This window comes from uncultured Roseibium sp., from assembly GCF_963675095.2.
Lineage (GTDB): Bacteria > Pseudomonadota > Alphaproteobacteria > Rhizobiales > Stappiaceae > Roseibium.
The window spans coordinates 31008-44364 of record NZ_CAXXSJ010000003.1 but is presented as its reverse complement, the minus strand read 5'-3'; the positions used below and the strand labels follow the sequence as shown (position 1 = coordinate 44364).

Annotated in this window: 14 protein-coding genes; 4 read left to right on the top strand and 10 right to left on the bottom strand. The window is 62.3% G+C overall.

Going from position 1 to position 13357, the window contains the following annotated elements:
* The first annotated feature begins 167 nt into the window (after nucleotides 1–167).
* Nucleotides 168–1073: an EamA family transporter gene (locus ABIN98_RS01500; RefSeq protein WP_346906767.1), complete on the top strand. Its 906-nt coding sequence runs from the start codon at nucleotides 168–170 to the stop codon at nucleotides 1071–1073.
* Nucleotides 1074–1083: 10 nt separating this feature from the next.
* On the opposite strand, the gene ABIN98_RS01495 is transcribed toward ABIN98_RS01500, so the two are convergent.
* From ABIN98_RS01495 to rpmH, 10 genes are all read right to left on the bottom strand, one after another.
* Nucleotides 1084–1419: a hypothetical protein gene (locus ABIN98_RS01495; protein ID WP_346906765.1), complete on the bottom strand. Its 336-nt coding sequence runs from the start codon at nucleotides 1417–1419 to the stop codon at nucleotides 1084–1086.
* Between the two features lie 155 nt (nucleotides 1420–1574).
* Nucleotides 1575–2462 (bottom strand): LysR substrate-binding domain-containing protein, encoded by an 888-nt coding sequence (locus ABIN98_RS01490; protein WP_346906764.1) that lies wholly within the window; start codon nucleotides 2460–2462, stop codon nucleotides 1575–1577.
* Nucleotides 2463–2594: 132 nt separating this feature from the next.
* Nucleotides 2595–3500 (bottom strand): DUF817 domain-containing protein, encoded by a 906-nt coding sequence (locus tag ABIN98_RS01485; protein WP_394701395.1) that lies wholly within the window; start codon nucleotides 3498–3500, stop codon nucleotides 2595–2597.
* Between the two features lie 21 nt (nucleotides 3501–3521).
* Entirely contained in the window at nucleotides 3522–4265 is a 744-nt protein-coding gene (locus ABIN98_RS01480) for a pyrimidine 5'-nucleotidase (RefSeq protein ID WP_394701394.1), read from the bottom strand.
* The gene (gene argB / locus ABIN98_RS01475; protein ID WP_346906763.1) at nucleotides 4262–5149 is read right to left on the bottom strand and encodes an acetylglutamate kinase; all 888 of its coding nucleotides are present in this window, start codon (nucleotides 5147–5149) and stop codon (nucleotides 4262–4264) included. The genes ABIN98_RS01480 and argB overlap by 4 nt, the downstream gene beginning before the upstream one ends.
* Before the next feature lie 88 nt (nucleotides 5150–5237).
* The gene (yihA, locus tag ABIN98_RS01470; RefSeq protein WP_346906762.1) at nucleotides 5238–5885 is read right to left on the bottom strand and encodes a ribosome biogenesis GTP-binding protein YihA/YsxC; all 648 of its coding nucleotides are present in this window, start codon (nucleotides 5883–5885) and stop codon (nucleotides 5238–5240) included.
* A gap of 41 nt (nucleotides 5886–5926) precedes the next feature.
* Nucleotides 5927–6580 (bottom strand): CatB-related O-acetyltransferase, encoded by a 654-nt coding sequence (locus ABIN98_RS01465; RefSeq protein ID WP_346906760.1) that lies wholly within the window; start codon nucleotides 6578–6580, stop codon nucleotides 5927–5929.
* Nucleotides 6581–6648: 68 nt separating this feature from the next.
* The gene (gene yidC / locus ABIN98_RS01460) at nucleotides 6649–8484 is read right to left on the bottom strand and encodes a membrane protein insertase YidC (RefSeq protein ID WP_346906758.1); all 1836 of its coding nucleotides are present in this window, start codon (nucleotides 8482–8484) and stop codon (nucleotides 6649–6651) included.
* A 5-nt stretch (nucleotides 8485–8489) separates the two neighbouring features.
* A complete protein-coding gene (gene rnpA, locus ABIN98_RS01455) occupies nucleotides 8490–8897 on the bottom strand; it encodes a ribonuclease P protein component (protein WP_394701393.1) in 408 nt (135 codons plus the stop codon).
* Between the two features lie 65 nt (nucleotides 8898–8962).
* Nucleotides 8963–9097, bottom strand: a complete 135-nt coding sequence (gene rpmH, locus ABIN98_RS01450; RefSeq protein ID WP_067220180.1) for a 50S ribosomal protein L34 — start codon at nucleotides 9095–9097, stop codon at nucleotides 8963–8965.
* A 376-nt stretch (nucleotides 9098–9473) separates the two neighbouring features.
* On the opposite strand from rpmH, the gene ABIN98_RS01445 reads away from it, so the two are divergent.
* From ABIN98_RS01445 to ABIN98_RS01435, 3 genes are read left to right on the top strand one after another with little or no spacing between them, the layout of a single operon-like run.
* Entirely contained in the window at nucleotides 9474–10280 is an 807-nt protein-coding gene (locus tag ABIN98_RS01445; protein ID WP_346906754.1) for a VTT domain-containing protein, read from the top strand.
* A gap of 41 nt (nucleotides 10281–10321) precedes the next feature.
* Entirely contained in the window at nucleotides 10322–11752 is a 1431-nt protein-coding gene (locus ABIN98_RS01440) for an FAD-dependent oxidoreductase (RefSeq protein WP_346906752.1), read from the top strand.
* 47 nt (nucleotides 11753–11799) lie between these two features.
* Nucleotides 11800–13266: a HAMP domain-containing sensor histidine kinase gene (locus tag ABIN98_RS01435; RefSeq protein ID WP_346906750.1), complete on the top strand. Its 1467-nt coding sequence runs from the start codon at nucleotides 11800–11802 to the stop codon at nucleotides 13264–13266.
* Nucleotides 13267–13357 lie beyond the last annotated feature (91 nt).

Here is a 13357-nt window from a genome sequence, read left to right as displayed (position 1 = left end):
AGACGGCGGAGTGTCAAGCTTGGCGATGCCGAAAACCGCTGTGACCGATTGGTAGAACGTCTTCGATCGGTTGAGCACAAGTCAATTGCGCCGATCGCGCGGGCGGCTAAACCTTTGACCAATCGATCACACCGGACAAGGCGCCGGCACAAAGGTAAGGCCACGCAATGGAACTCTGGATCCCGATTACCATCTTTGCCGCCTTCTGCCAGAACCTGCGCTCGGCCTTGCAAAAACACCTCAAGGGGGCACTGGGAACCACCGGCGCGACCTTTGTCCGGTTCGGTTACGGCTTTCCCTTCGCGCTCCTCTACGTGGCAGGCCTGTATTTTGTTGCCGGATACGATCTGCCGGACATCAACGGGCCTTTCCTGTTGGCGGCGGCGTTCGGCGGTCTGGCTCAGATTGTCGCGACCTTTCTGCTCGTCCACCTGTTTTCCTACCGCAACTTCACGGTCGGCACCGCCTATTCGAAGACGGAGCCGGTTCAGGCGGCCCTGTTCGGCTTGATCATGCTGGGCGAAACCGTGACGCCCGCGGCGGCGGTCGCGATTGCCGTCGGGGTTCTCGGGGTGGTGATGATCTCTCTGGCCAAGACGCCGTCGAACCTTCGTGAACTCGCATCCGCGTTGGTCGGGAAGCCGGCGTTGATCGGTCTGGCATCGGCCGCTTGTTTCGGCGCCTCCGCGGCCGCTGTCCGGGTTGCGTCCCTGTCTCTCGGCGGTCCGGGGTTCCTGATGCAGGCAGCCTTTTCGCTGGCCTGCGTGACCCTGTTCCAGACCGTGGTCATGGCGCTGTGGATGGCCTGGCGGGATCCGCTGCAACTTGTGGCCAGCCTGCGGAGCTGGAAGATTTCGATCTGGGTCGGCCTTTCAGGGGCGGCAGGGTCCGCCGGCTGGTTCACCGCCATGACCCTGCAGCAGGTCGCCTATGTCCGCGCGCTGGCCCAGATCGAACTGGTCTTCACGCTTGCCGCATCCTGGTTCGTCTTCCGCGAAAAGGTCAACCGCGCCGAACTGGCCGGTTGCCTGCTGATCGTCGGCGCGATCTTGCTGTTGTTGCTCGGGCGCTAGGGTCGGTACCCTATGGATTCAGGACGATGATCTTCGTCTGTCCGCCGTTGCACGTGTAGCAGCAGCTCCGGCAGCTGTTTCGGTTGTTGTAGCCGACGCCCCAATAGGAGCGTTGCCGGTTGCGTACCCAGGCACCGTAGCAGACCTTTTCCCCGGACCTGCAGGAAATCCGGATCGTCTTGGTGCTGTAGTCGTTCAGCACATAGACCTTATTGTTGCCCGGCCAGACGTGCCCCCGTCTGGAATGGGAGTATAGCTCGACATCCACGACTTTCGGATGCTCGCTCCGGAATTGCCATTCCAGGGTTTCGGCATGAGAGACCGTGATCGGCCCTGTATAAAACAAGGCAGCAATCACTATTAAGAGCCAACGGCTCAGGAAACATTTCATGGTTCGCCCCCGCGATGGATCGGAAGCGGTCATTTGTTTTGGTGAGTTACGCTTCCACTACGGAAGACTATGAAATCAAAAAGAGTTTTGTGCAACATCGGCCGGAATGATTATTCGGATCCCGGTTGTCCCTCCAGCGCGGCCGTGCGCAGCCAGTCCCGGAAAGCGGCGACCGGCCGGGACAGGGGCCGCACCGGCGAACGGACGAACCAGTAGCCGGTTTCAAGCTCGATCACCGGCCAGTCGGGCATGACCAGATGGCCGGCGTCCAGTTCCGACATCACGAACCGCTTGTCGATGACGATCGCGCCCATACCGGCAATCGCCGCCTGGATGGCGAGGTCGCGGCTTTCCAGCAAGGTGCCGGAGGTCGTGTCCGGATGGGTGAGGCCGGCCTTGGACATCCACAAGGGCCAGTCGCCGCGCCGGGCGGCGCTGTGTAGCAGGCGCAGCCGGGAGAAACTTTCCTGGCTGAGTGCACCGCCTTCAGGCAGCAGTCCCGGCGCCATCGCGACCGCCAGGTGCTCCTGCCACAGGAGGGCGCTTTCCACGCCCTGCCAGTTGCCCTTGCCCAGCCGGATCGCGCAGTCGTAATTCTCCCGGTCCAGGTCGACCATGCGCGTCGATGCGGACAGGAGGATCTCAACGTCCGGCTGGATCGACTGGAACTCCGGCAGGCGCGGAATCAGCCATCGGGTGGCGAAGGTGGAGACCGTGCTGATCCTGAGTTCCGTGCGGCTCCGGCGCTTGAAGCTGTCGACCGCGTCCTCGATGCGCTCGAAGGAGTCTCCCAGTCCAAGCGCGAGCCGCTGGCCTTCCTCGGTCAGGGTCAATCCGCGACCGTCCCTCAACACAAGTGTCGCCCCCAGTTCCGCCTCCAGCTTGCGCATCAGATGCGACAGGGCGGAGGGCGACACGCCCAGGACCTCGGCTGCCAGCGAAGCCCGGCCGTGGCGAGCGAGAAGCGAAAAGGCGTGAAGGGCGCGCAGGGAGACCATGGTGCGGTTCCTCGATAGTTGAGCTTCCTTCAATAAAGCCAACCGGCCTTCCGGTCCAGCGAATCGAGCTTGCTCTTTGCGTCCCGCTTGCGGCGTCAGGTGATGAATATTGAACTCAAGCCATCAGGGCCCTCAGGCCTGGTCGACCTTTGCCGGGGGCGCCTCCACCCGTGGGCGGTTGACCAGGGACACCAGGACGAAGGAGATGATCATCAAGAGAACCCAGGCATTCAGCTTCGCCAGGGACACCATCCGCCAGCCATCGGCCTGATCGGGATAGCGCCACGCTCGCGAGAAGGTGCCGATGTTCTCCCCGATCCAGATGAAAAGGCCGACCAGGAAAAAGCCCAGGATCAGGGGCATCCGGTGCCGGTAGCGATAGACCGAATAATGGATCCAGGTGCGGCCGAAGAGGAGGACGAGAACCCCAAACAGGAGGAGGCGGAAATCGGTGATGTAATGATGGGAGAAGAAGTTCACGTAGATCGCCAGCGCGAACAGCCAGGTGGTCCACAGCGGCGGGTAGGCCGTGTAGCGGAAGTCGAAAATGCGTGACACGCGCGCAAGATAACTGCCGACCGCCGCATACATGAACCCGGAAAACAGCGGGACGCCGCCGATGCGGAAGAAACTGTCTTCAGGGTAGATCCAGGATCCGGCGGCGGTCTTGAACACTTCCATCGCGGTGCCGACGATATGGAAGATGATGATCACCTTGGCTTCGTCCAAGGTCTCGTAGCGGGCGGCGAGAAGCCAGATCTGGATCGCGACCGCTGCGAGAAAGAGGAAGTCGTACCGCGCCAGTGCAACGTCATCTGGATACAGGAACCTGGTGCCCATGATCAGCGCCAGCAGGAGCCCGCCGTAGATGCAGGCATAGGCCTGTTTGACGCCGAAGGCGACAAACTCCACGGCCGCCCTGGCGAACCACGTCTTGCCGAGGACGCGATAAAGCCGCGGCAGCGAGCGGTAGAGCGCGCGCTCCGTTCGCGAGTCGGCCTGGGGCGAACGGCCGAGACGGTGAAAAAGGCGCGCCAATTCGGGATTGCCTCGCCGTACTTACGAGCGCAAGGCGCCGTTCACGGCAGTCAGGAAACCGGCGAGATCGTCGGTGACGAAATCCACGTGGGCGGCCTTGTCGCCTTCCAGTTCCCAGTCGTCGCGGAAGATATCCCGTGTGCCCTTCGGCACGATCAGCGCGGTACGCATGCCCAGGTGATGCGGCACTTCCAGGTTCCGCTGCAGGTCCTCGAACATGGCGGCCCGGACCGGCGAGACCCCGGTCCGCTCCAGGAAGCGGTCGTAGGTTTCCCGGTTCGGCTTCGGCATCAGGTCCGCCGCGACGATATCGAAGATATCCTCGAAATGATCGGAGATGCCGAGCGCCGCGGCGGTTCGCTCCGCATGCGGCCGGTCGCCGTTGGTGAAGATGTACTTGCGTCCGGGAAGCGCTTCAATGGCTTTGCCAAGGGCGGGATCCGGTTGAACGTTGGAATAGTCGATGTCGTGGACGTAGCGCAGGTAGTCATCCGGATCGATCTTGTGTTCCATCATGAGCCCGCGCAGGGTCGTGCCATATTTCTGGTAATAGTCCCGGCGCTGGGCAATGGCGTCTTCCGCGCCGATGTTCAGCGCCCGGGCGATATAATCCGCGATCTGCTGGTTGATCTGGCTGAACAGGTCGACATGGGCCGGATAGAGTGTGTTGTCGAGGTCGAAGATCCAGGCTTCGACCCCCTTGAACACTCTCAGGTCCTGGCTGTGCGCGTGCGGACCTTCCATGGCAACGGGACGGTCGGTCACGGACGGATCAGGGTCCCGGCGCCGCGGTCGGTGAAGAGCTCCAGAAGCACCGCGTGGGGCACCTTGCCGTCCAGGATGACGACGCCTTCCACGCCCTGGTCGAGCGCTTCGATACAGGTTTCCACCTTCGGGATCATGCCGCCGGAAATGGTGCCGTCCGCGATCAGTTCGCGCGCCTTGGCAACGGTGAGCTGCTTGATCAGGTTGCCGTCCTTGTCGAGAACCCCGGGCACATCGGTCAGGAACAGGAGCCGTTTCGCGTTGAGCGACCCGGCAATCGCGCCCGCAAAGGTGTCGGCATTGACGTTGTAGGTCTCGCCGTCCGCGCCCGGTGCGACCGGCGCCACGACCGGGATCAGGTCTTCCTTGAGGACGAGCTTCAGAACGGTCGGATTGACGTCCGCGGGTTCGCCGACGAAGCCCAGGTCGACCACCTTTTCGATATTGGAATCCGGATCGACCATGGTGCGCTGGACCTTTTCCGCGGTGACCATGTTGCCGTCCTTGCCGCACAGGCCAACCGCGCGTCCGCCTTCGGCGTTGATTGCCTGGACGATTTCCTTGTTGATCGATCCGGCAAGCACCATTTCGACGATCTCGACCGTCGCCTTGTCAGTGACCCTGAGGCCGCCCTTGAACTCGCTGACAATCCCGAGCCGGGTGAGCATCTTGCCGATCTGGGGACCGCCGCCATGGACCACCACCGGGTGCACCCCGGACTGGCGCAGCAGCGTGATGTCGCGGGCAAACGCCTGGGAGAGGGCGGTATCACCCATGGCATGGCCACCGTATTTCACGACCACTGTCCGATCGTCGTAGCGCTGCATGTAGGGCAGGGCCTGGGCAATCACATGGGCGCGGCTGGAATGGTCCGGAGTGGTCATGATGGTACTTCTACTCGCTCTTGGCTCGATCGTGCGGAAATGAGCCTATACCCTTTTCGGCAGGCCCGCTCAATCATCGACAGTAAGATCAGTAGCTGGTGAGCCGATGGATTTCGGCGCGCAACTCGTCGAGGCCGATGCCTTTTTCCGATGACGTGGCAAGGATTTCGGGGAAGGCCGCAGGCCGCCGCGACAGGGTCTTGGAGGTTTCCTCCATCAGGCGCGTAAGCTGGCCGGGCTTGATCTTGTCCGACTTGGTCAGCACCACCTGATAAATCACGGCCGCCTTGTCGAGCAGGTCCATGGCTTCAAGGTCATTGGCCTTGATGCCGTGGCGGCTGTCGATCAGAAGGAACACGCGGCGCAGGGTCGGTCGGCCGCGCAGATAGGCAAAGACCAGCTCGGTCCAGGCTGCGACCAGTTCCTTCGGCGCCTGGGCATAGCCGTATCCGGGCATGTCGACGATGGTCAGCTCCGTCTCCGGCGCGACGAAGAAGTTGAGCATCTGGGTCCGTCCGGGCGTGCTCGATGTCCGCGCCAGTCCCTTGCGGCCGGTCAGTGCGTTGATCAGGCTGGACTTGCCCACGTTGGATCGCCCGGCAAAGGCGATTTCCGTGCGCGTGGCATCCGGCAGGTTGGACATGTCGGTGACGCTGGTCAGGAAGGTCCATGGCCTGGCAAAAAGCAGGCGCCCGGCTTCCAGTTCGTCTTCGGAGAATTTTTCTTCGTCGCTCATGGCTGGCTTTTATCCCGCATCTTAGTCCGCGTCGAGGGGCGTTAGCCCTGTTCGCGCCCCGCCGACAGCAGCTCTTCAAGGTCCGCGCCGCGAATGGCGTTGAGCTGTTTGACGATCCTGCCGATCGGCCAGTCCCACCAGGCGATCTCCAGAAGGGCATCGATCGTGGCCGGGTCGAACCGGCGGCGAATGACGCGCGCCGGGTTGCCGGCGACGATCGCATAGTCGGGAACGTCGGATGCGACCACCGCCTTGGAGCCGACAATTGCGCCATGTCCGATCGTGACACCGGGCATGATCGTGGCGCCGGTTCCGATCCAGACGTCGTTGCCGACAACCGTGTCGCCGCGCAGGCCCTGTGCGATCGTGTCGAAGTCGAAGCCTTCCTCCCATCCGTTGCCGAATATGTGAAACGGATAGGTCGAAAACCCGGTCATGGCGTGATTGGCACCGTTCATGATGAACTCCACACCGGTCGCAAGGGCGCAGAACTTACCGATGACGAGCCGGTCGCCAATGAACTCGAAATGGTAACGGACACACTTATCCTGGAACCGTTCCGGTTCATGGGTGTCGTTGTAATAGCTGTAGTCCCCGGCACTGATGTTGGTGCCCGAGATCACGTTCTTGATGAAAACGGTGTGCGTGGCGGCACCCGGAAACGGAAAGCGGGCGTCGGGGTCGGGGCCGTGCATGGGAAGCTCCTCAAAGAAAAGGCCCCGCGGTTCGGCGGGGCCTTTGTTATTTCGCTCTGGCAGGGCGGTTAGCCCTTGCTTTCGGTCGTCGCCTTTTTGCGCTTGAACATGCCTCTCAGGTTGTCCCAGAGCTCGATCTTCACGCCCTGGCGGCGCATGATCACGTACTGCTGGGTGACCGACAGGGTGTTGTTCCACGCCCAGTAGATCACGAGGCCGGCCGGGAACGATGCCAGCATGAAGGTGAAGATCACCGGCATCCAGGTGAAGATCATCTGCTGGGTCGGATCGGGCGGCGCCGGGTTCATCTTCATCTGGACGAACATGGTGATGCCCATGATCAGCGGCCACACGCCCAGCATGAGCATCTGCGGCGGATCCCAGGGAATGAGCCCGAACAGGTTGAAGATGGTCGTCGGGTCCGGCGCGGAAAGGTCCTGGATCCAGCCGAAGAACGGCGCGTGACGCATTTCGATGGTAACGAACAGCACCTTGTAGAGCGAGAAGAAGACCGGGATCTGAATGAGCACCGGCAGACAGCCTGCCAGCGGATTGATCTTTTCCTTCTTGTACAGCTCCATCAGCGCCTGCTGCTGTTTCTGCCGGTCGTCGCCGTACTTCTCCTTGATCTCGGTCATCTGTGGCTGCACGAGCTTCATCTTGCTCATGGAGACATAGGATTTGTTGGCGAGCGGGAAGAACACCAGCTTCACCAGAACGGTGACCGCCAGGATGGCGAGGCCGAAGTTGCCGACCAGGTGGTACAGGTAGTCGATCACCCAGAACATCGGCTTGGTCAGGAAGAAGAACCAGCCCCAGTCGATCATCAGGTTGAACTGCTTGATCGACAGGCCGTCCTGATAGGCGTCGAGGAGCGACTTCTGTTTCGCCCCGGCAAACAGATAGGAGCTGGTGTCCGCGCTGCCGCCTGCGGGAACGGTCACGCCGGTGCCGAGGAAATCTGACTGAAAGTTGTTGGACGTTTGCGTGTAGGTGAAGTTCGGCTGAAAGCTCGAACCCGGCACCGGAATGAGCGCCGTCGCCCAGTACTTGTCGGTGAAGCCGAGCCAGCCCTGGTCAACCTGCGGTGGACGCACCTGGTGATCTTCTTCCAGGTCGGAGTACTTGATCTCCTTGAGGCCGTCTTCGCCGAAGACGCCCAGCAGGCCTTCATGCAGGATGTAGAAGCCTTCCGTGTTCGGTGTGCCGTTGCGAACGATCAGGCCGTACGGATAGAGCTTGACCTCGGCCCCGGTGTTGTTCTCCACCGACTGCTCGATGGTAAACATGTAATTCTCGTCGATCGAGAACGTCCGCTTGAAGATGAGGCCGGCGCCGTTGTCGTAGGTCAGCGTCACCGGGGTTGCCGGCGTCAGCTTGGCACCCTCCGGCTTTGTCCAGGCGGTATCGGTCCCGGGCAGGGTGAGATTGGTTCCCGGATCGGCGACCCAGCCGTAGTCCGTGTAATAGGCCTTCGGCGCGCCCTTCGGCGACAGCAGCACGACCAGCGGGCTGCTCTTGTCGACGGTCTCGTGATAGTCCTTCAGGCGCAGATCGTCGAGACGGCCGCCGGTAAGATTGATCGAGCCGGAAACCCGGGGTGTATCGATCTCGATCCGCTCGCTTTTGGCAAGGGCTGCCTCGCGGGTCATTACGGCCGTCTGGGCCGTCGTCTGGCCGGGGGCTCCCGCCGTCGGCGCATTTGCCTGTCCCGGAGTCGTGCCGGCCGGCGCCGGCGTGTTCGCATCCTGGTTGCCACCCGTCGGTGCGGCTTTTTCCTGCTGCGCCTGGAGTTCCGCCTGCTGGCGCTCCAGTTGGGGCTTTGCAATGAAGTACTGCCATCCCAGCAGAACGACCAGGGACAGGACGATTGCAAGAATCGTATTGCGATTTTCGGAGAACAACTGGATTACCCCTGTTTTCTGCGCGGAGCGGTATCTGTCTGGGCTGCGTCCTTCGCCCGCTTAGGTTTCCCGCGGCGATGTGGCGAACCGGGCTTCAGCGCCTGCGGCAGCCCCGATTTAAGGTCCGAGACCAGATTTTGGAAGGGAAGCGTGAGGGCTGCCTCGCGGCCGATCAGCACAAAGTCCGCGAACTCGGGGATATCCTCCCGGCGAAGAGCCGCGACGGCGGCGCGCAGGCGCCGCTTGATTCGGCTGCGCACGACGGAGTTGCCGGTCTTTTTCGTGACGGTGTAGCCGACGCGCGGATCGCCGTCATGGGGACGCTTCAGGCCTTGCAACACAAAAGCGCGCCGATTCACCCGTCCGCCTTTGGCAACGGCAAGGAATTCGGAGCGCTTTTTAAGTGTGTTCATGAGCGGCGGCGTGGGCTGAGTTTCAAGACCAGACATCACGGGCAGCGCCGCATGCGTTGGCCCGATCAGGCGCTGAGACGCTTGCGACCCTTGGCCCGGCGGCGGGCGAGGACCTGACGGCCGTTCTTCGTCGCCATGCGCGAACGGAAGCCGTGACGGCGCTTGCGGACAAGACGGCTCGGTTGATACGTACGCTTCATTGTTCCTAATCCGCGCAACGGGGCGCGGCCCTTGTTCTTAAAATTCTTTTGGTGGAAGCATCCGAAGCGCCACCAGAGCGCACCTATTCATAGGCTTGGGTTCGAATGCGTGTCCCGGTCGAGCGCGCTTATAAGGGGGACGGGCGTGCAAGTCAACGATACCAAGCCGCATTTCTCACATGTCCCGACTTCGCTTCGCCCAGCTTATCACATCGAAGTGAGGCCGCACGCAGACCGGGTCACTTGTCGGTGAGACCGGCTTCTTCTTAACTGCAATCGTGTACACCTGAAGATCAGCCGGTCGGATCCGGACCTGATACACGAACATTACGGGTCTGACGGCACGCAAAAACAGGGTGTGGGCGGTGGGAATGCCATGAAGGATAACGGCCAGGACGGGCCGGCCGGTACGCCGGTGGAGTCGTCCGCTGAGAATACCCGGGCAGCAGAATTCAGGCGCTGGATTCCGATCGGTCTGTTGGTGGCGATCATGGCCGTCGGCTATGTCGAAGGCTGGTACGAACATCTGTCGCTGGCCAATCTGATCCGGGAACGGCAGCACCTGACGGAGTTTGTCGGCACCTATCTGCTCCTGGCTCTTGCCGCCTATGTCGCCATTTACGCTGTCTCCGTGGCGCTGTCGTTTCCGGGCGCATCCTTTCTGACCATCGCCGGCGGTTTCCTGTTCGGATGGCTCCTTGCCGGCCTTGCGACCGTTTTTGCCGCCACCCTTGGCGCCACCGTCGTGTTCCTGGCCGCGCGCAGTTCGCTTGGATCCGCCTTGAAGGCCCGCGCCGGACCGTTCCTTGCCCGCCTGTCGTGCGGCTTCCGGGAAAACGCTATGAGCTACCTGTTGTTCCTGCGGCTCACGCCGATCTTCCCGTTCTGGCTCGTCAACATCGCGCCGGCGATCTTCCACGTCCCCGTCGGCACCTATGTGTTTTCCACGCTCGTGGGCATCATTCCGGGAACCTTCGCCTTCGCCTTTATCGGTTCGGGCCTCGACAGCGTGATTGCCGCCCAGGAGGCCGCCAATCCGGGTTGCGCCGCCGCCGGCAGTTGTGAAGTGGACATAGGGGCCTTCGTGACCCCGGAACTGCTCGCCGCGTTCTTCGTCCTCGGGTTCGCAAGCCTCATTCCCGTCGTCCTGAAACGGCTGCGGAAAAAACCCGCTCCCGAGTAACCTGCCTCCCATGAACACGATCCCACGCTCAAGAGCTTGACATGACAACAGTTTTGAAACCGGACATTTGCGTAATCGGAGCCGGTTCCGGCGGTCTGTCCGTGGCCGCGGCCGCCGCTGCCTTCGGGGTCGAGGTGGTTCTGGTCGAGCAGGGCAAAATGGGCGGCGACTGCCTGAACACCGGATGCGTGCCGTCAAAGGCGCTGCTCGCTTCGGCAAAAGCGGCCCTGGCGGAAGCGGCGGGCAAGAAGCTTGGCGTCGACCTTGGCCCCGCTCGCGTAGATTTCGCCCGGGCCAACGATCATGTGCATCAGGTCATCGCCGCCATCGCCCCTCATGATTCGGAAGAACGCTTCGAAGGTCTGGGGGTCACTGTCCTCAAGGAGCATGCCCGTTTCACCGGACCGGACTGCGTGCTGGCAGGCGATACGGAAATCCGGGCGCGCCGGTTCGTCATCGCAACAGGATCGCGCGCGGCCGTGCCACCGATCCCCGGTCTCGACACGGTGCCTTATCTGACCAACGAAACCCTGTTCGACCTCAGAAAGGCACCGGAACACCTGATCGTCATCGGCGGCGGGCCGATCGGTATGGAAATGGCCCAGGCGCACAGCCGCCTCGGCAGCAGGGTCACCGTCATCGAGGCGCAGAAGGCGCTCGGCAAGGACGATTCGGAACTGGCGGCGATCGTGATCGATGCGTTGCGGTCCGAAGGGGTAACGATCCTGGAAGAGACTAAGGTCGCCGGTGTTGAAAAGACGGCTACCGGGGTGAGCGTCAATGTCGAAACGGCCAACGGTGACCGTAACTCGGTGGAGGGATCGCATCTGCTTGTGGCAACAGGCAGGACCCCCACCGTCGACGGTCTGGACCTGGAAAAGGCAGGCGTTGCCTACAGCCGAAAAGGCATCGAGGTCGACCCCGGCTTACGCACCAGCAATCGCAGGATCTATGCGATCGGCGACGTCACCGGCGGCCTGCAGTTTACCCATGTGGCGGGGTATCACGCGGGGCTGGTGATCCGATCCATCCTGTTCCGCCTGCCTGCGAAGGAAAACCGGGATCTGATTCCCTGGGTCACCTATACCTCGCCCGAACTCGGCCATGTCGGCCTCACCGAGGCAGAAGCTCGCCGTCGCCACGGGGATAAGGTCAAGGTTCTGCGGGCGCAGTATTCCGGCAACGACCGGGCGCAGGCGGAAGGCAAGACGGTCGGCTGTCTCAAGCTGATCGCCGGGCCGGGCGGCAGGCTGCTCGGCGCGGACATCGTCGGCACCCAGGCCGGCGAGATCGTCAATCTCCTGTCCCTGGCGGTCTCGCAGAAGATGACGATGAAGGCGCTCGCTGGATTTGTGGCGCCTTACCCGACACTCGGGGAACTGGTGCGCCGGGCCGCGATTTCCTATTATGGCGAAGCGCCGAATAACCCCTGGGTCCGCAGGGTCGTGCAATTTTTGAGAATTTTCGGTTAGATAGCACGTGCTACCGTCTAGCCAGAGGCCGATTGGAAGTTAGCCAGATGAAGCATGAAGGCGTGCCGCAAGGCAAAGCCGAACCGTCTGAAGCGCGCACCGGGGGCGTTCGTTCCTTCTGGGGCAGGGGATACCGTCTGGGCGGCCTGTCGGGAAAGCTGCTGCTCCTGACCATCGTCTTCGTCATGCTGGCGGAAGTCAGCATCTATGTGCCCTCTGTCGCCAACTTCCGTAACAACTGGCTGCAGGACCGGCTGACCACGGCCGGTGTGGCCGCCTCCGTGCTTGCCGAAACCAACACCATCGCGCCGCGCCTACAGCAGGAACTATTGCGCACCACCGGTGCCGTCGCCATTTCGCTCGACCAGGGAAGCCGGCGCAGCCTGATTGCCATGGAAGATACGATTCCGGTGGTCGACTTCGTCGTCGACATGGGCGAGATGTCGCCGCTGCGCTCGATCCTGGAAAGCTTCCGTACGCTTGCCTATTCCGGAGATGGCCTGATGCGCGTGGTCGGCAAGGGGCAGATGGGCTACGTCAAGCGCGTCGATATCGTCTTGCCCGTCAAGCTTCTCCAGGCCGACATGATGGCCTTCTCCTGGCGCATCCTCGGGCTGTCGCTGGTCATTTCGATCATCACCGCCACGCTTGTCTATGTCAGCCTGCGGGCCCTGTTCGTGCGCCCGCTGCAGCGGCTGACCGAATCGATGGACCGGTTTGCCGAAACCCCGGAAGACACCTCAAGGGTCATCAAGGTCTCCGGGCGCCAGGACGAGCTCGGCGATGCCGAAGTCCGTCTTGCGGCCATGGAGGAGGCACTGTCGCGCGCCCTGAACCAGAAGCAGCGGCTGGCCGATCTCGGTCTGGCCGTGTCGAAGATCAACCACGACCTGCGCAATCTGCTTGCCTCCGCCCAGCTCTTCCTGGAGCGCCTGGAACACGTGCCCGACCCGACCGTGACCCGGCTCGCCCCGAAAATCCTGGCGACCCTCGACCGGGCCGTCGGCTATACCCAGGCGGTCATGTCCTACGGCAAGGCCCAGGAGGAGGCGCCCAAGCGCAGGCTGATCGAACTGCGCCGGGTCGGCGAGGACATTGCCGATGTCCTCGGTCTGTCCGAACACTCCGCCGTCGCCTTCGAGAACCGGGTGCCGGAAGGCCTGGAAATCGATGCGGATCCGGAGCAGATCTTCCGCGTCCTTTTGAACCTCTGCCGCAACGCGCTGCAGGCGCTTGAATCGGAAAAGGATGCGACCCTCGTCCGGCGCATCATCTTCGATGCGGAACGGCAGGGAACGACGGTCCAAATCACCGTGGCCGACACCGGCCCCGGCATTCCGGCGAATATCAGGAAGGCCCTGTTCAAGGCCTTCCACAGCGGCTCCAAACAGGGCGGTGTCGGCCTCGGTCTGGCGATTGCCGCCGAACTGCTGAAGGCCCACGGCGGCAGCATCGAACTGGACGAAACCCGGCCCGGCGCCTGCTTCTGCATCGACCTGCCAGACCGGAGCTGAGTGAACGATGTCAACAGGCGGGATCGGCGCGTTTCGCCGGTTTTCCGGACTTACTCTGCGGGGCAATCAAAAAAAATGAAATTGCCCTTGC